Annotated in this window: 12 protein-coding genes; 9 read left to right on the forward strand and 3 right to left on the reverse strand. The window is 63.0% G+C overall.

All coding sequences use genetic code 11. The annotated features are described in order from the left end of the window. Positions 1-71: 71 nt before the first annotated feature. A complete protein-coding gene (locus tag BMZ17_RS06980) occupies positions 72-671 on the reverse strand; it encodes an SH3 domain-containing protein (protein WP_175485492.1) in 600 nt (199 codons plus the stop codon). A gap of 355 nt (positions 672-1,026) precedes the next feature. Continuing rightward, positions 1,027-3,342 carry a TonB-dependent receptor gene (locus BMZ17_RS06985; protein WP_093137523.1) on the reverse strand — a complete coding sequence of 772 codons (2,316 nt, stop codon included), beginning with the start codon at positions 3,340-3,342 and terminating at the stop codon, positions 1,027-1,029. 251 nt (positions 3,343-3,593) lie between these two features. Between BMZ17_RS06985 and BMZ17_RS06990 the strand changes: the two genes are divergently transcribed. Then, the gene (locus tag BMZ17_RS06990; protein WP_093137526.1) at positions 3,594-3,782 is read left to right on the forward strand and encodes a hypothetical protein; all 189 of its coding nucleotides are present in this window, start codon (positions 3,594-3,596) and stop codon (positions 3,780-3,782) included. Positions 3,783-4,171: 389 nt separating this feature from the next. On the opposite strand, the gene BMZ17_RS06995 is transcribed toward BMZ17_RS06990, so the two are convergent. Next, positions 4,172-5,050: an SGNH/GDSL hydrolase family protein gene (locus tag BMZ17_RS06995; RefSeq protein ID WP_093137528.1), complete on the reverse strand. Its 879-nt coding sequence runs from the start codon at positions 5,048-5,050 to the stop codon at positions 4,172-4,174. Between the two features lie 166 nt (positions 5,051-5,216). Here BMZ17_RS06995 and BMZ17_RS07000 point away from each other — a divergent pair, with 166 nt between their 5' ends. The 8 genes from BMZ17_RS07000 to BMZ17_RS07030 all read left to right on the forward strand — a co-directional run bounded on the left by BMZ17_RS07000 (position 5,217) and on the right by BMZ17_RS07030 (position 17,173). After that, positions 5,217-9,056 carry a patatin-like phospholipase domain-containing protein gene (locus tag BMZ17_RS07000; protein ID WP_139202804.1) on the forward strand — a complete coding sequence of 1,280 codons (3,840 nt, stop codon included), beginning with the start codon at positions 5,217-5,219 and terminating at the stop codon, positions 9,054-9,056. Between the two features lie 475 nt (positions 9,057-9,531). Next, positions 9,532-10,809, forward strand: coding sequence for a Vi polysaccharide biosynthesis UDP-N-acetylglucosamine C-6 dehydrogenase TviB (gene tviB, locus BMZ17_RS07005; RefSeq protein WP_093137532.1), 1,278 nt, complete (start codon positions 9,532-9,534; stop codon positions 10,807-10,809). After that, the gene (locus tag BMZ17_RS07010; RefSeq protein ID WP_093137534.1) at positions 10,809-11,870 is read left to right on the forward strand and encodes an SDR family oxidoreductase; all 1,062 of its coding nucleotides are present in this window, start codon (positions 10,809-10,811) and stop codon (positions 11,868-11,870) included. Before tviB ends, BMZ17_RS07010 begins: the two co-directional genes overlap by 1 nt. Before the next feature lie 117 nt (positions 11,871-11,987). Beyond that, positions 11,988-12,629, forward strand: a complete 642-nt coding sequence (locus BMZ17_RS07015; protein WP_175485493.1) for a 4'-phosphopantetheinyl transferase family protein — start codon at positions 11,988-11,990, stop codon at positions 12,627-12,629. Between the two features lie 173 nt (positions 12,630-12,802). After that, on the forward strand, positions 12,803-14,200 hold the full coding sequence (locus tag BMZ17_RS07020) for a TIGR03013 family XrtA/PEP-CTERM system glycosyltransferase (RefSeq protein WP_093137538.1): 1,398 nt from the start codon (positions 12,803-12,805) through the stop codon (positions 14,198-14,200). A gap of 109 nt (positions 14,201-14,309) precedes the next feature. Then, entirely contained in the window at positions 14,310-15,140 is an 831-nt protein-coding gene (locus tag BMZ17_RS07025; protein WP_093137540.1) for a methyltransferase, TIGR04325 family, read from the forward strand. 135 nt (positions 15,141-15,275) lie between these two features. Then, the gene (locus BMZ17_RS20850; RefSeq protein ID WP_139202805.1) at positions 15,276-16,124 is read left to right on the forward strand and encodes a hypothetical protein; all 849 of its coding nucleotides are present in this window, start codon (positions 15,276-15,278) and stop codon (positions 16,122-16,124) included. Between the two features lie 128 nt (positions 16,125-16,252). Beyond that, positions 16,253-17,173: a JmjC domain-containing protein gene (locus tag BMZ17_RS07030; protein ID WP_139202806.1), complete on the forward strand. Its 921-nt coding sequence runs from the start codon at positions 16,253-16,255 to the stop codon at positions 17,171-17,173. The last annotated feature ends 478 nt before the right edge of the window (positions 17,174-17,651 follow it).

The following is a 17,651-nucleotide window of genomic DNA, read 5'->3' on the forward strand; positions in this document are numbered from 1 at the left end:
CCCTGGACACGCCGTTGTGGTTTCAAACATCAGAGCCGACACGTTCAGTGTGACGGCGTGGCCAGGCCACCTCAGTCGTGGATGATGACCGGCCGCCTGACCACCGGTGCGGGTGCCGGCCGCACCGTGGTGCCGACATGGTTGCAGCGACCATCCGAGCAGGACGTCGCGCCGCGATGCACGACCGGCGGCGCCCCGGGCACATAGGTCTTGCCGACGTGTGCGCAGCCATTGCCGTTGCAGGCCGTCGCCCCGCGATGCACCACGGGCGGTGCATAACGGTAGTAGTGCGACCAGTTCCCGTACCAGGGGCGCCCATGGTAGTGGTGGTCCCAATACGCCTGGTTGAAGACCGCCACGGTGACGCCGATGGTCACGGCCGTCGCGGCCGTCACCATGACCGGTTGCTGCTGGTAGATCACCCGGATGTAGGAGGAGGACACCCAGCCGCGCTGTCCGTTCCAGCTGACATCGCACCAGGACATATCGGCCAGACAGCCGTAACTGGTCAGATTGACCGACGTCGGCATGACCGTCACCACGGGGTACTGCATGGCAGGACCGGCCCGCAAGTTGACGCTGCTGACGGTCACGGCCGTCGTCGCGCTGGCGGTCCATGCGGAAAGGCCCAGCGCAAGCAGCGCGCCGAGACGGAGAAGGGGCTTTTTCATGTGCATTCCAGGAGGTCTTTGGGGAACCTCCACCCTAGTCAGGGCCATGCGCAAAGCACTTGCATCCCGTTGTGCGAATGTAACGACCGGTGACAGCAAGCAGACTGCGCCGTAAACGCACCGAATCGATCATCCTCCATCCCGTACAAAAGCTGGCCCCGGCGGTTGTCGCCAGGACCGGGTGTGTGGGCTCAAGTGGAACGGGGGACCCTCAGCCCACTGCGATGCGGTCGTTCCCAACTGCCAACGGCCGGTTTTTTTTGGATGTGCGGCACTGCCGGCTGATCCGCCTTTTTTCCCGAGCAAGCGGCCGCGGAACCAGGCTGCTGCGCCAGGCGCAGCAGCCCTTCGCCGGTTACCAGTTGGCGTTGAACGAGACACCCACGATCCGCGGTTCGTTGTAGACCGCCGCCATGTAGTTCTCGATCACGCCCTTGAGGTTCTTCTCATCGGTGATGTTGCGCGCGAACGCGGCCACTTCCCAGGCGCCATAGCCGCCGCTATAGCCGATCTTCAGGCCACCTTCGAAGTTGCCCTTGGAGTAGAACTCGTCGGTGTCGTAGAGCACGTACTGGGTCTCGCCCTGCTTGTTCCAGTCGGTGGCGAAGAACACGGCGCCATCGGTTCCCACCGGGATGTCGTAGCGCGCGGCCAGGTTCAGATTGTAGGTGGGTGCGTTGGGAAGCGGATTGCCGTCGATCTGGGCAAAAGTGTTGGCGCCGACCTTGATGGTCTGGTCGTTGACCGTGCACACCACCATGCCGTTGAGCGCGCAGACCTGTGCGTAGACGCGCTTGTCCTGGATCTCGCTGTGCAGCAGGCTCAGGCCGGCGGTGAGCGAGAGGTTGGAGATCGGGCGCCAGTCCAGGTCAGCCTCAAGGCCATAGGCACGCGCCTTGTCGGCGTTGAACAACACGCCATTGCCGTTGGAGTCGTTGCCGTTGAGCTGGATGTCGTCGACGGTGTAGGTGAAGCCGGTGACGTTCAAACGCAGGCGGTTTTCGAACAGGCTGCTCTTGATGCCGGCTTCGTAGGACAGGATGGTTTCCGAATCGGCCGTGGTGAAGTCGGCGTTGAACACCGCCGAGCGTCCCTGGATGGTCGGCCCGCGGAAGCCGCGTGCGATGCGCGCATACACGCTCAGCGCCGGGCTGAGCTCGTACATGGCACTGAGATCCCAGCTCGGCTGGGTGTCGGACATCTCCACGTTGGTGCGGCCACGGTAGGTGACCACGCCGGCGGCGGTATCGGCGGTCTTGAGCAGCCGAGTCTTCTTGGTGTCTTCGGTCTGGCGCACGCCGGCGGTCAGGGTCAGCGCGTCGGTTGCCTTCCAGCTGACCTGGCCGAAGCCGGCCCAGGAGGTGTTGATGTTGCGCAGGCGCACCCAGTTGTTCGGATTGCGCGCAGCGCCCTGCAGGAACCAGGCGCGCTGATAGAAGTCGGTGGTGTCACGCCCATCGAAATAGAACGCGCCGACCTGCCAGGAAAGCGGATTGTCGCCGTTGCTGGCCAGGCGCAATTCCTGCGTGTATTGGTCCAGGTCACGGATCTGGCCCATGGACTGGCCGTAGCCATTGGGCAGGCCGTTGACGGGATAGTCGGCCGCTGCGCCGCCATCGGTATCACCGCGGCTGTATCCGGAGGTCGTCTCATAGGCACTGATCGAGGTCAGCGTCACCGGGCCGAAATCGTAGCTGGCGTTGATCGAGCCGCCATGGGTCTTGTAGGCCTGCGGGTTGTCCATGGCCTCGTCGTAGCGGACCTGGTCGCGCGGCACGTCCACGCTGTTGGAGCCTTTGGTGATGGCGTCGCGCAGGAACAGCGTCGAGGTGCCGTCGTAGTCGCGGGTGTGCGCCGAAGCCAGCAGGGAAAACTGGTCGTTGGGCTTGAGCAACACCTGCAGGCGCGCATTGCGGTCGTCGTAGCCGCCCATCGCGTCCTTGCGTGGCGTGCGAGTGCCATCGGCGCTGGGACCGGCATAGGCGTTGTCCACCCAGTCATCGCGATGCTGGTACAGCGCCGAGATGCGGAAGGACAGCACGTCACTGATCGGACCGCCGAAGCCACCGTCCAGACTGGTGGTGCCGTAGCTGCCATAGCTTGCAGAGACCCGGCCCTGATAGCTGTCGCCAGGCTTGATGCTGTCGAACTTGACGATGCCGGCCGTGGTATTGCGGCCGAACAAGGTGCCTTGCGGCCCGCGCAGGACCTCGACCTGGTCCACGTCATAGACCGGATTGGATTTGAGCACCACATGTTCCAGAACCACATCGTCCTGGATGATGGACACGGGCTGGGACGCGCCGAGGTAGAAGTCGATGTTGCCAAGGCCGCGGATGTAGAAGCGCGGGAAGATGCGCCCGGTCGTGGTTTCGGCATAGAAGCTGGGCACCTTGCCTGACAGGGCCAGCAGCGTGTCATCACCGCCCGCGGTGAAGTCGCGCATCTGTTCGCCCTGGACCACGCCCACCGAGACCGGCGTGTCCTGGAGGTTCTGCTCGCGACGCTCGGCAGTGACGGTGACTGTATCGAGTGAGGTGGCCGTGTCGCGCTGCGACTGCTGCGCGCTGGCCGCGGCGCTGGTCAGAAGCAGCGCCGAGCAGGAGAGCGCAAGCGGCGTGCGGCGCAGCAAGCCCGACAAGCCGCGCGGGTGGGGGAAGGTGTACTGCATGGGATCAATCCTTGAGGGGCGCACGGAAAAGCGGGAGAGGACAGGCGCAGGTCCCAGCCGGCGCGAATGTGTCGCGCGGCGCCACGGTATGGCAGATCTATTGCCGATCCGTTGCAGCCAGTGCTGCATCACAGCAAATCCATGCTCGCGGTTTGCGCGCAGAAAGTGTGATTGCGTTCCGACGACCGGCGCGATCAGCGTCGCGCCTGCGGGGCAGACTTCATGCCCCTTCCCCCGAACGGTAGACGCGCATGACCTTCTATTGTCACGACAGTGGTTACGGCCTTCTGATCAGCACCCGGCCCCGCAGGAAACAGTGGCTTGGCACCGTGCAGATCTGCGATCAGTCGACCGGTCAGGTTGCACAGGTGATCCAGGGTCCGGCGCTGAGCTCACCGGACGAGGCCGTCAGCACGGCCGAGGTGCTGGGACGTCAGTGAATCCACCGGGCCAGGCATCCGGCCAGCGCTGCCGCAGGGCAGGGGCACGCCGCATAAGCGGTCATGTTCGATGCGCACACGATGCGCGTCAGAGATGCTCGTTCCCTGATCCGAGCAAAGCCTCGGCGCTCTCCCGCCGGGGCTTTTTCGTTTCCAACCGCTGGTGCGGCTGCTCAGCCGCAAAAAAAAAGCCCCGGCGGGGAGGACGCCAGGGCTCGGTTGGTTCGGACAGTGTTGGGGACCGGTTGACGGCCTTCGCCACGCGAAATCACACCATCTGCCAACTGCCGGGGTTTTCTCATCCGAAGCGGCACTGCCGGCTAATCCGCAGGCGCCATGATCGGCTGCTTAAACGGCATCACGATGACAGGCCGCCGGGTCGCAGGCGCTCAGCCAACCGCTGCCCGTTTTGCTGCCGGCAGCGCGGCTCGGATCGCGGTGTTGAAGTGCGCAGACAGCACACCGAAGCCGGCTTCGGTCGGATGGATCTCGTCGTACCAGAAGGTGGGATCGGTGGCCTCGGTGACGGCGCTGAAGTCGGCAAAGGAGAACAGGCCTGAGAACGCATCGCGGCTTGGTATCAGGACCTGATCACGGAACCCCCGCACTAGCAGCAGGTCGGCGAAGCGCTTGGCTTCATCCTTGCTGCCCAGCACGTCTTTCATCGGCGGCCAAAGCCACGGGCCGACGTTGCCGATCAGCGGCGAGAGCAGGCCAAGGTTCTTGATGCTCGTCGCGCCGGCTTCTCCGATCTTCTGCAGCGGTGCATATCCATGACCCACGACACGGAAGTTGCCGCCCACGGTGCCCAGCGTGTTGAGCGCGTTGGCATAGCGCTTGCGCAGCGTGTCGAATGTGCCCGCATCGACCAGGCGCTCGAATGCCTGCGTGGCGTCCATGCGGCCTGCGCCGGCAAAGATCGCCTGCAGGCGATCGGCCAAGGCATCGTTGCCTCCAATGCTCAGGCAGACCAGGTCGAACTCACGCGACTTCAGGCGCTCGGCCTGGTCGCGGCAGGCCGTCGGCGTCAGTAGCTTGGCTGCGGTCAGTCCCGGACCGCCCTGGCGCAGGGAAATCCCGGTGATGCGGGCGAAGCTGTTCCAGTAGAGGTTCTTGTAGAGGGGCGTGCTGAACCAGGAATCGCCCCAGTACATGATAGCCGGCCGGGTCTGGAGCACCTCGCGCCAAACCTGGCGTTTGCGGCTGGACGGTGTCCCAGAGGCGTCCTTGACTGCGTCCCAATTGTCGTAAGTGCGCTGCAGCTGCATGACGAGATCCTTTCGATGGCCTGGCCCTTCAAACGCAGGATGCACGATTGCGCAGCCATTGGCCGGTGCCGTGCCCACCGGCCGTTGTGCTGCATCAGGGGCGCAGGACCGGGGGCGGTGCCTCGGGCGATCAAGGCGCACTTGCGCCTGCCAAGGGAGGCGTCCGGTGCGTTTGCAGACGGTGGTATCCAATCTTCAGGCGCGTATGCGCCCGCCCGCGCGCGATGTGGATCTGGCATCGGTCAAGGACGCCGAACTGCGCACCATCCTGGGCACGCGCGACGATGCCCTGGTCGAGCGGGCCGAGCCGTGGGGCATCGCGTTATCCGGAGGCGGCATCCGGAGCGCCACCTTCTCACTGGGTGTGCTGCAGACGCTGGCGCGCGCGCGCTTGCTGACCTGTTTCCACTACCAATCCACCGTCTCCGGCGGAGGCTACGCAGGGGCGCTGCTGCAGGGACTGATCCGGCGGCGCGGATTCGACGGCGCCATGGAGGCCTTGGCGGCACATTCGGGCGAGGGCGCAGGAGCTGAGACCCGGCGGCCGGTACGACACCTGCGCGAGTACAGCAACTATCTGGCCCCCAGGAAATCGCTGTTCTCCGGTGACACCCTTGGCATGGTCGGCACCTACGTGCGCAACGTGCTGCTGGTGCAGACCCAGCTCTGTGCGCTCATCCTGGGACTGAGCCTGCTGCCGCTGCTCCTATATGCCGCGATGGCCTGGGTGGTGCGTGTCGCCGCATGGTTGCCGCAGCTGCTGGCGACGGTGACCGGTGTGGCCGCCGTGATGCTGCTCGGCCTGGTCACGACCTGGATGAAACCACGCAAGCTTGCGAGCCTCCAGGCAGCAGCGCCTTCGGCCGCTGCGTCACCGTCGCCCCTGGTCGTGGGCAGTGCCGTTGCGGTGATCGTGCTGCTGGCCGTGTCTTCCTTCCTCGGTGCGGTTGGCCTTGCGGCAGGCGGGGGACTGCCGGGACCAATGGATGCGCTATTCGACCGATGGCTGCCTGCCTGGCCTGCGGACTGGCGCCTGGGCTGGACGACGGCGCTGATCTATTTCCTGGCCTGGATGCTGTGGTTCGTCATCGATCTACGCAAGGAGACGACCGGCGATACGGTGGCTTCGCCGCTGCGACAGCATCGGTTCCGATTCGTACTGGCTGCGGCACTGGCTTCGGTGTTTGCCCGTTATGCGATCACCACCTCGCAAACCCTGCTGGTGATGATGGGACGGGAAGGGACCCTCTGGCACGCCATGAGCCTGGGGCCGGTGGTGATGATGGCGGCGGTCACGCTCACCGGCATCGTGCAGGTGGGACTTGCAGGACCATCCCTCTCGGACCAGCAGCGCGAGATCTGGGCGCGCGTTGGCGGCAAGACCGCTGGTCTTGTGGTCCTGGGGATCGCGCTGACGCTGGTGCTGACCGTTTACGGGCCCTGGGCCATCGCGGCGCTGACCCAGCTTGGCGGCAGCCAGGCCGGCAACGCCTGGAGCAAGTGGGGCGGTTGGACCGGCGTCGCCACCTGGGTGGCCACCACGGGGATCGGCCTGCTGACTGCCTCGGGCAAGCGCTCGGGCGATGCGACCTCCGGCAGCGGGCGGGTGCTGGACGCGGTGGCACGGGTGGCGCCCTGGGTTTTCCTGCTGGGCCTGCTGGTGCTGCTGAGTCTGGCGGGGCAGGGCGTGCTGCAGTTGCTGCTGCGCCACGCCGATCCACTTGCCCCGGCGGCTCCGTTTACACATGCGGCATTGCACGATTATCTGGTCGCATTGGGAGGCGGTGCCAGAGCACACTGGCTAACCATCGCGCTGCTGGCTGCAGCAGCGGGCGCGGTCTGGGCGCTGTTTGGATGGGCAGTGAACGTGAACGAGTTCAGCCTCAATGCCTTCTACCGCAACCGGCTGGTGCGCTGCTATCTCGGCGCCAGCAACGATGCGCGTGATCCCGAGCCCACCACCAACTTCGATGTCCACGACGACCTGCTGCTGGCGGACCTGATCGACGGCCCTCGGCTGGGTAGAACCCGACCGTTGTTCCCGCTGATCGGGACGACCCTCAACCTGGTGGCAACCAAGCAGCTCGACTGGCAGGACCGCAAGGGCGCGTCCTTCTGCCTCTCTCCCTTGTTCTGCGGCTACCTGCCACCGGACTCACGGCCTGAAGGGCGCGCGATCGGTGATCGCAAGGTTCGTGTGGCGGCATCGGCATTGGCAACGCCTGGAGGCTCGCCGGAAGCGCCTGATACGCCCGCGCCACCGCCCGCGCCGCCAGACGCAGGCACGCTGGCTGAAGCGCTTTCGCTGGGTGGCGCGGTGGCGATCTCTGGCGCTGCAGTCAGCCCGAACATGGGCTACCACAGCTCACCGGCAGTGACCTTCCTGCTGACGTTGTTTGATACCCGCCTGGGTTGGTGGCTGCCGAACCTGGCCCATCGCAACCCGGCCAAGGCCGATGCGACGCCCTTCTTCGGGCGCTGGCTGATTGCCGAACTGCTCGGACGCACCGACGACGGCGGCAAGTATGTGCACCTCTCCGATGGCGGGCACTTCGAGAACCTGGGCCTGTACGAGTTGGTGCGTCGGCGCTGCCGCTTCGTGCTGTGCGTGGATGCGGCTGCCGATCCGTCGGGCGTGTTCTCCGATCTGGGCAATGCCGTGCAGAAGTGCCGCGTCGACTTCGGTGCAGAGATCGAGCTGGACACCTCGCCGCTACGGCCGGGCCCCGAGGGCGTGGCAGAGCGGAGCTGCGCGGTTGGGCGCATCACCTACGCAGATGGAAGTGTCGGGACGTTGTTGTATCTGAAACCCGCGCTGACAGGGCTTGAGCCCTCTGACGTGCAGCACTACGCACGATCACACCCGACCTTTCCCCATGAGCCGACCATCGACCAGTATTTCGATGAGGCGCAATTTGAGAGCTATCGCAGGCTGGGCCAGGATGTGGCGATGCGTGCGCTGGAGCCCGTGCTTCAGCGCATCGGCGCCGAAGAACTTTTTTACCGGGACCAGCTGGCTATCCGTGACTCAGCGAAAAAGCAGATGTTCCTGCGCGCCCTGACGCACCACTGGGCGCCCTCGGCCAAAGACGGCGGAACACGCTCGGCCCAGCACGGCGAGACCTTGTCCCGTTTGATGGCCACGCTGCGTGATACGCCTGCATTGGCGGTCCTCGATGCCCAGATCTATCCGGCATGGACCGATCTGGTACCAGGGCAAGCCAGTCGCAGCGACGGCCATGTGCCGAGCGCAAGCGAACGACGCACGCGGCTGCCGGCCACGGAGGACTTCCGTACCTGCTTCTACTTCTGCCAGGAACAGATCCGGCTGATGGAATCGGTCTACCTGGACCTTGACCTAGAGCGGGCCTGGAATCATCCGGACAATCGCGGCTGGATGAGTCTGTTCCGGCATTGGACCGGGAGCGCGATGTTCCGCGTCGCCTGGACCATGGGCGTACCGACCTTCGGCGCGCGCTTTGTGGCGTTCTGCGAGCAGCGGCTTGGTGTCCCGCGACTGGATAACACTGATCGTGACCGGCATGCCCTGCGTGTGCAGCAGATCCACGTCCCCAGGCGCGAGGACTGGCTTCCCACATGCCGCAGCCTCTGTGACGCAGGTGAGATCAACCACGTGGAGCATGCGCTGCTGACCGCGAAGCGACCCATGCTCCTCGAAGACGGACTCCATCCCGATCGCCTGCTGCTATTGAAGCTGCGCTGGGACGCAATCCTTCCGCGCGATACGGCCAAGCTTCAGGCCAGTACGTTGGGCGTGTTGGTGCTGTCAGGAAAAACGCTGCGGCTGATCCGTATCCAGGACCGTTTGCGGAAGCTGGGGCTTGGCGCCGAACTGCTCAGGCTCGCTCACGCAGGGCAATACGATATCCAACACGTCGATATCCGCAGCGGCAGATATAGCATCGCCGGCATCTGTCACCGACGGACTGCTCAAGCGCTGAATGAAGTCGTGCAGCAGATGGTCATTCGCTCGAAGATCCACTGACGAGGACTCCAAGATCGGATCTAAGCCGATTGATTCTAAAAAGTTTCAACGAAGGGCGACACGCGTGCCTTGCTTCTTGCGGTTCGAATGCCGCGCTACCTACCCACACACATATCGATGCGCATCGATCGAGTGTGGGCTCCGAAGAAATCGACGCCGTAAGCGCCCAGTCTTGAGTACGGGAGCGCTGGAATTTCCTGCCAGGCGTCCGGTTGGCAAGGCAGGTGGATGCAGAGGCGTTCCACGCATGGCGTGCTCCCGTCGGCAGAAAGTATTAGCACGCGCCTGCGGAGTGGCCACTACGCCCAGTCCAATCAACCAGCGGCTTTGCCCGTCGCACGAGGGTGATCGTCCTCGGACAAGTACATCAAAGCGGCCTGTCCTGCCCTAGCGGGTTCAGGCGTTGTGGCGTGTGCAGCACAAAACACCGACCTTCTTTGTCCCCGTTTCGCCATGACCGTCATGGGCGTACCGCATGCAGACTTTGGAAGAAAGCAGGATCGCCATCATCGGCTTGGGCTACGTCGGGCTGCCATTGGCGGTGGAATTCGGGAAGCGCTACCCGACCCTGGGTTTTGACATCAACGCAGCACGGGTCGAGGAGCTGTTGGCAGGTCGGGACAGCACGCTTGAGGCGAGCGCGGAGGAACTGGCGGCCGCCACGCTTTTGACTTTCAGCACGCTTCTGGAAGACCTGCGGTCCTGCAACGTCTATATCGTCACCGTGCCCACGCCCATCGATGCCGCCAAGCGGCCCGATTTGGTTCCGCTGATTCGCGCGAGCCAGACGCTCGCGCAAGTGCTGGAGCCCGGAGATGTCGTGATTTACGAGTCCACCGTGTACCCGGGCTGCACGGAAGAAGTCTGCGTCCCGCTATTGGAGGGTGGCTCGCAGCTGGCGTTCAACCGCGACTTCTTCGTGGGCTACAGCCCGGAGCGGATCAACCCGGGCGACAAGCAGCACCGGGTTACTTCGATCCTCAAAGTAACTTCAGGATCGACGCCGGAGACCGCAGATTTCGTCAATCGCCTCTACGGCTCCATCATCACTGCGGGGACCCACCAGGCCAGTTGCATCAAGGTGGCCGAGGCGGCGAAGGTCATCGAGAACACGCAGCGCGACCTCAACATCGCGTTGGTGAACGATCTGGCGATCTTGTTCAACAAATTGGGGATCGACACGCTGGAGGTGCTGCAGGCAGCAGGCACCAAATGGAACTTTCTCCCGTTCCGGCCCGGGCTGGTCGGCGGTCATTGCATCAGCGTCGACCCTTATTACCTGACGCACAAGGCGCAGGAGGTCGGCCACCACCCGGACGTGATTCTGGCAGGCCGGCGCACCAACGACGGAATGGGGCCTTACATCGCCAGCGAGGTGATCCGGCTCATGGTGCGCAAAGGCATCAATCCGGTGAGTGCCCGCGTGCTGCTGTTGGGGCTGGCCTTCAAGGAAAACTGTCCGGACCTACGCAACACGCGGGTGGTCGACATCATGCGGGCACTGGGCGGCTACAGCGTGCAAGTCGACGTGCACGATCCCTGGGTCGATGCCAGTCAGGCTGCGCACGAGTATGGCCTTTCGATGACCGAGCAGCCCGCACATGGGAACTACGACGCGGTCGTGCTCGCAGTCGGGCACAAGCAGTTTGGGGCCTTGGGCGCCGAAGGCGTGCGCGCTTTCTGCAAACCCGAGTCAGTGGTCTATGACGTGAAGTACGTGCTGCCGCGCGAAGCGGTGGACGGGAGGCTGTGATGGCGACGCTCAATGCTTTGCTGCCGCGTGATATCCAAGCGCGCATGGACCGGGAAACCGGAACCTGGTTGGTCACCGGCGCGGCCGGCTTCATTGGCTCCAACCTGGTCGAGGCCCTCCTGGGCCTCGGTCAGCGGGTCATCGGGCTGGACAACTTTTCCACTGGCCATCAGCGCAACCTTGACGAGGTCCAACGCCTCGTGGGGGCGCAGGCCTGGGCACGCTTCAGCTTCATCCGCGGCGATACGTGCGACATGCGTGCTTGCCGGATGGCGTGTTCCGGGGTCCGCCACGTCTTGCACCAGGCTGCGCTGGGATCGGTGCCGCGCTCGATCGACGATCCGATCGATGCCCATGCGTCCAACGTGACAGGATTCCTCAACATGCTGGTGGCGGCGCGCGACGCGGGCGTGCACAGCTTTACTTATGCCGCCTCCAGTTCCACCTACGGCGACGAGCCGACCCTTCCCAAGGTGGAGGATGTCATCGGTCGACCGCTCTCTCCCTATGCGGCGACCAAGTTCTTCAATGAGCTCTATGCCGAGGTTTTCGCTCGCTGCTACGACTTCAGAGCCATCGGCCTGCGCTACTTCAATGTATTTGGACGCCGTCAGGATCCACATGGCGCATACGCCGCGGTGATCCCGCAATGGATCGCCACGATGCTGCGCGACGAGGCTGTGGCCATCAATGGCGATGGCGAAACCACGCGCGACTTTTGTCATGTCGCCAATGCGGTACAGGCCAATCTACGTGCGGCGCTGGCTTCACAGGAGCATCGCAACCTGGTCTACAACGTCGCCGTTGGCAAGAGCAACAGCCTTAATAGCTTGTTTGAAGCACTGGTGACGCAGCTTGCAGCCATGGGTGTGCGCTATGCGCGGCAACCGCTCTATCGAGAATTCCGCGCCGGCGACGTCCGCCACTCGCTCGCCGATGTCAGCCGCGCTTCCGAAAGGTTGGGTTATGCACCCACGCACACTTTGCCCGATGGATTGCGCGAGGCGATGCCTTGGTACCTGGAGTTCATGTCCCATCAGGCGGACGCCAACGTCGCTTGATTTCGTGCGATCACGATGCACCAGGCAGTAATACATCGGAACTTTGTGGAGCATGCGCGCCGCGCACTTGCGGTCGCAGGCCTGTCTGCCTGTGCGCAAGGCCAGGTCAGCGTCGTCATGCTCGATACCAGCTCCTGGAGTGACCTTGAGAAATGCGCAACCGGGTTGCTGAGCGCCGCGGAGCGTAGGCGTTCGGAACGCTTTCGCTTTGAACAGGATCGATGCACCTACGTGATCGCACACGCGCTGTGGCGAGTGCTACTGGGCATGGCCACCGAGACCTTGCCAGACCGGGTGTCCCTCCAATTCCTGCCAGGCGGCCAGCCGCAGCTTCCTGGTACCGGGCTAACCACCAGCCTGAGCCATAGCGGCCCGATGGCGTTGATGGCGGTAGGTTCGGTGCGCGCGCTCGGCATCGACATTGAGCGATGCCCAACCCGCGTCGCGATGTTTGAGTTGCTACGCGTGATTTGTTCGGATGAGGAGCGCGATATTTTGCAAGCCATGCCGCCGGAGCGGCGCGAGTGGGCCTTGCTTCAACTGTGGACGCGCAAGGAAGCCGTTCTCAAGGCGTGGGGCACCGGTCTTGGGCAGGCGCCCAGCAGCTTTTCAGCGCTGCCAGGTGCTCTTGTGGTTCCGCCCAAAGGAGTGGACGGGGAGCCCTGCCTGACAATGGAACTGGCGCTGCCGGAGGGTCAAGCGGGCGCACTCGCGGTTTCGCTCGATGTGTTGCGCCACACGCTTCACATCCTGGCATGAGCTAACCACGCAGCCGCGCGAAAAAAGCGGCCACTGGAGTCCGTTTCAGGAAAACCCTGATTTCAATGTCCGAACTACGAATCAATGCGCGTATCACCCATTTACACAGCGCGATTGCAAGCGTTTCGGACCGGCCATAGCGCGCGCGACCTTCATGGCAAGCGGGGGGCAGCATGCAACGATTTGTATACGGACAGGCCGTTCGCTGGTTGCTGCTCTTGGGTGCGATCGAGCTGCTGCTCCTGGCCGCCTCGATGTACACCGCGACCAACCTGCGTTTCCGCACGCAGGAAGAATACGACTACTCGGTGCGGTACCTGCCGGCGCAAGCCTTGCTGTTCTCGTTCATGATCATTCTGGGTCTCGGCGCCCTGGGCCAATATCAGACCTATATGCGGGCAGGGTGGTTTGGTCTGCTTGCGCGCCAAGCCATCGGGTTTTCACTCGGCGGCCTTGGTTTGGTCGTGGCTTACTACATTATTCCGCAGGCATACGTGGGTCGCGGGGTGCTGGGCCTTGCGCTTGTCATTGGCTTCATTTCCGTGACTGCCTTTCGTGCGGTGTTCTTGAGGCTGGTGGAACTGGAGTCTTTCAAACGCCGGATCCTGGTGCTCGGCGCAGGCGAGCGTGCCTCGCATATCCATAAGCGTCTGCGCCGTCGTTCTGACCGCCGCGGCTTCTGCGTGCTCGGCTTTGTCCCGTGTCCGGGTGAGCAGGTTGCCGTTCCTGCCGGACTTCTGGTGCGGCCAGGGCAGCCGTTGGGCCAGTGGGCGGCACTGCGTGGCGTCGATGAAATCGTGGTGGGGGTCGAGGATCGCCGTGGCAGTGTGGTGATGGAAGATCTACTCGAATGCTGGCAGTCCGGCATCGTGATCACCGACCTGACCACTTTCTTTGAACGCGAGGCCGGCCGCGTGCAGCTTTCGCTCACGCATCCTTCCTGGCTGGTGTACTCCGGCGGTTTCAACGGGACCCCATTGCGTCTGTTCACCAAGCGCGCCTTCGATCTGATCGCTTCGCTCACCGTGCTGATGCTGACCTGGCCCTTGATGATTTTGGTCGTGCTGGCGATCCGGATTGAATCCGGCGCTGGGCAGCCGATCTTGTATCGGCAGGAGCGGGTTGGGATGCACGGCCGGACCTTCTGGCTGGTGAAGTTTCGGAGCATGCGCACTGATGCAGAGCTGGATGGCGTGGCGCGTTGGGCCCGTAATGGCGATGACCGCGTGACTCGGGTGGGCCGCTTCACGCGCAAGGTCCGACTGGACGAACTTCCGCAGTTGTGGAACGTGCTCAAAGGGGAAATGAGCTTCATCGGTCCACGGCCGGAACGTCCTCAGTTCGTGGCGGATCTCGGGAAAAACATTAGCTACTACAACCTGCGTCACTGCCTGAAGCCAGGCTTGGCCGGCTGGGCGCAGCTTCGCTATCCCTACGGTGCATCCGAGGACGATGCGGCCGAGAAACTTAAGTACGACCTGTACTACGTCAAGAACCACAACCTGCTCTTCGATCTGCTGATCATGATCCAGACCGTCGAGGTGGTGCTGTTCGGAACCGGTGCGCGCTAGCGCGCATCGGCGCCTGTTGGGAAAGCGCATGTGCATGTGAGAGCTCCGAGCGTCGCAAAGGGTGGCGCCTTGGGTGGATTGGCCTAAACAACTCCAGGAACAACGTCCAATGCCAACGAAGGGCCTTTCAGGCAATCTCAAACGCATGGCGCATGATGGCGCCGAGTTACCTGGCCTGCGGCTGCTGGCAAGGCCTGTGTATCGGATGATGTTCGACCGCGGGACACTGCCGTCCAACTCGTACTATGGCGTGTACTCAAGTTATAGCGAGGCGCTGGCGCAGGCGCCAAAGTCACTACCGACCGGCTACGACCTTGCGCGTGCGGCAGATCTCTACCATGAGCGCCTCGACAGCATTCTGGTCGGCGACTACCCGATCCTTTTCTGGTTGTCGCAGATTTTCATGTCGGGCCAGCGCACGCTTTTCGATCTCGGTGGCCACATCGGCATCAGCTACTACGGCTTCCAGTCCTACATCGATTACCCGGATGATCTGAGCTGGCTGGTGTATGACCTGCCGGCGCTGGTCTCGGCCGGACGTGCATGGGCCGGTGAGCACGATACCAGCCACAGGTTGAGTTTCACCCAATCGCTCGAAGACGCCGACGGCTGCGGCATCCTGCTGGCAAGTGGTGCACTCCAGTACCTCGATTTTACACTGCCGGAAATGCTGGGATCCCTGCGTGAGCCTCCGCGGCACGTACTGGTCAACGTCACCCCGCTGCATCCGAGCCGAAGTTTCTTCACCCTGCAACAGATTGGCGCGCTTTCGAGTTGTCCTTACCGGGTCATGGCGATGCCAGACCTACTGGCGCAGATGGAGGCACTCGGCTACACGGCCATCGATCGATGGGAGTCCTTTGAGCGCTACATGCGTATCCCTTTCGAGGGCGAGCACTCAATAGATCGCTATTACGGTTTCTATTTCCAGCGCAACTGACTTACCGGGCAATCAGAGCGACGGTGTGGAAATCATATGTGCAGCCGTGGGCTTCACCACAGACATGATGCCCCTTCCAATGAGGCGGGCGCGCTAGGTGAAACGCAGGGCGCCAGCAAAGGGAAAGGGCAGTCGGTGAGCGATAACCAGCTGAAAACAAAGCTGCGCCAATTGGTCAGGCTGGCGGTCATCGCGGGCGTACTGCTGGTCGCAAGCGGGAGCTATGGGATGCACGCTGCATCGGATACCGCGCCGCGCGAGCCGGCGCCCTCGCTTGGTGCGCACACCCTGCTTGTACAAGCCGATGGGAATGGGACCAATCCGGCGGTCACAGCACCGATCACCACGCATGAAACCGAAAGTTCATTGCTCGTCCTTGTCGGGGGATACGCGAGCAATGCCAGCCTTCCTTCCGACAACTACGGCAACACCTGGACACGTCAGGGGCCGATTGTTCCCTATAACGGCTATAGCGGGCGATTCAACAACGCCGCTTACGTTGCGCTTTCAGCAAAAGGAGGGGCTGGACACCAGGTTCGCCTTGCCAAGACCGGGGAAGCAGCAGGCGAAATCACGGTGCCTTTCATCGAAATCCGGAATGCAGGTGTGCTGCAGGACGCTTCCCACAATTATCCGATGCCTGAGGCGATGACGCGGCTTACCAATAAAGTGAAGCGAATGCTCTCCGGTGCCGACGCGGCCGCCGGAACAGCCGCTTTGACCAGCGGCAGCGTGACCACCACAGGTCCTGCAACATTGGTTGCGGTGTGGTGGGGAGATGCCTACGTCTACCGAATGACGGCCATCCCCGACAACGGCTTCAAGGTGATCGATCGTTTCCTCGAGTTGCCGCCTAACAGTGGGGTGCAATGCGCCGTGGCGGTCAGACAGGTCGATCGTGCCGGTACTTACCGAGTGACATGGACCGGAAGCCCAGCTCAAGGCGCAATCCTTTGGCTCTTTGCTTTCCAGGCGAAGCCATAGAAAGGGTGGCCGACTTCAACTCGGGATTTTCGTTGTGGACCAGTGACTGAGCACGGCGGTGACGTGCCAGAACGGTTTTCAGGTCGATGGGGCGCGTAACGCTGGCGACCGAGGCGTGGAGGAAACGCATGGATATGAAAGCTAGCCTGGTCGATGTCGACTGGGATTCGTTTGAGCCTTCCCGGATCCAGGCGGTAAGGCACCGGCTCATGTATCACCCATTACTACGTTTTTACGAACTGGTCGAGCTGGGTAAGCGATTGGAACTGCGCCGGTGCATTCGCAGCCATGGAAGTGGGGCCGCGGCAGGCACGCCGTTCAATGCTGCGCCTGACTTACACCCCAATGCGAGATCGGTTGTGGACACGCTACAGGACATCTACCAGGCCCAAGCTTGGATGTCGCTTTTGAACGTGCAAGTCGATGAGACCTATCGGGCGCTGGTGGACGAGGTGTTGGGCGGCCTCAAACCCGGCATCGACCGTGTCGATCCTGGCATGGGCTACCGCGGCGGCTGGATCTTCATCACCTCGCCCAATGCGGTGACTCCGTTTCATTTCGATAAGGAGCACAACTTCATTCTCCAGGTCCAAGGCCGCAAGACCCTGTATGTCTGGGACCGGCACGACACGTTCGTGGCGAGCGATCGCGCGCGTGATCGCTTCCATGCCTGCCATGAGCGTGACCTGCTTGACTGGAAGGACGCATTTCGCGAGCGCGCCAAGGTGTTTCATCTCGAGCCGGGCATGGGTGCCTACATGCCGTCGACCAGCCCGCACATGGTGGAGAACGGCGAAGCGCCTTCGGTCACCGTCAGTTTTACCTACTACACCGATGCCACCCGGCGCGACAGCCTCTTGCACCGCGCCAATGAGCGCCTGCGCGGTCTAGGACTGGAGCCACCCGGTGTAGGCAAGAACAAGGTGCTGGATGCCTGCCTTCTTGCCGGATTTGGAACGGCTGCGACTGTCCGCGACGGGATCCGCCGGCTCGCCGGAAAGCCCATGCGCTCGGATCGCTCGCCTTACGCCTGTGTCGGGCGCCACTGACGCTTTCTTCTCTTACCAGGGCATCGTGGACATGAGCAGTTCAAAGGATCGTTCCGGCAGCACGCAGGCCGACACCTCGCTGCTGGATGTGCTGGTACGTAAGTCGTCGTCGCAGGGCGATTCCGTCGCAAAGTGCATGGCGTACCCCCTGGCACCGCAGCTGGTGGTTGCGCTCAAGGCACGTGCCACGCGGCTGGAGATTCCGCTTGCACACGTAAAGACTGCCGCGCTGGCATTGCTCGTGAGTCGCCTGACTGGACAAACGCGCGTCGCGCTCACCTTGCGGGATCAGCGGGTCGTCATCGATGTCGCGGTCCGCGCGTCCTTGGATGCATGGCTGGCCCATGTCGTTGCACAGCAAACGGCGGCAGTGCATGACCCATCTTGCCTACCCAGCGTGATCGGCCAGTGGATCGATGATCCATCACGCGAGGCGTGTGTAGACGCACCACTACTTTGGACGATCGAATCAGACCAA

It is taken from the genome of Pseudoxanthomonas sp. GM95 (assembly GCF_900109775.1).
GTDB lineage: Bacteria > Pseudomonadota > Gammaproteobacteria > Xanthomonadales > Xanthomonadaceae > Pseudoxanthomonas_A.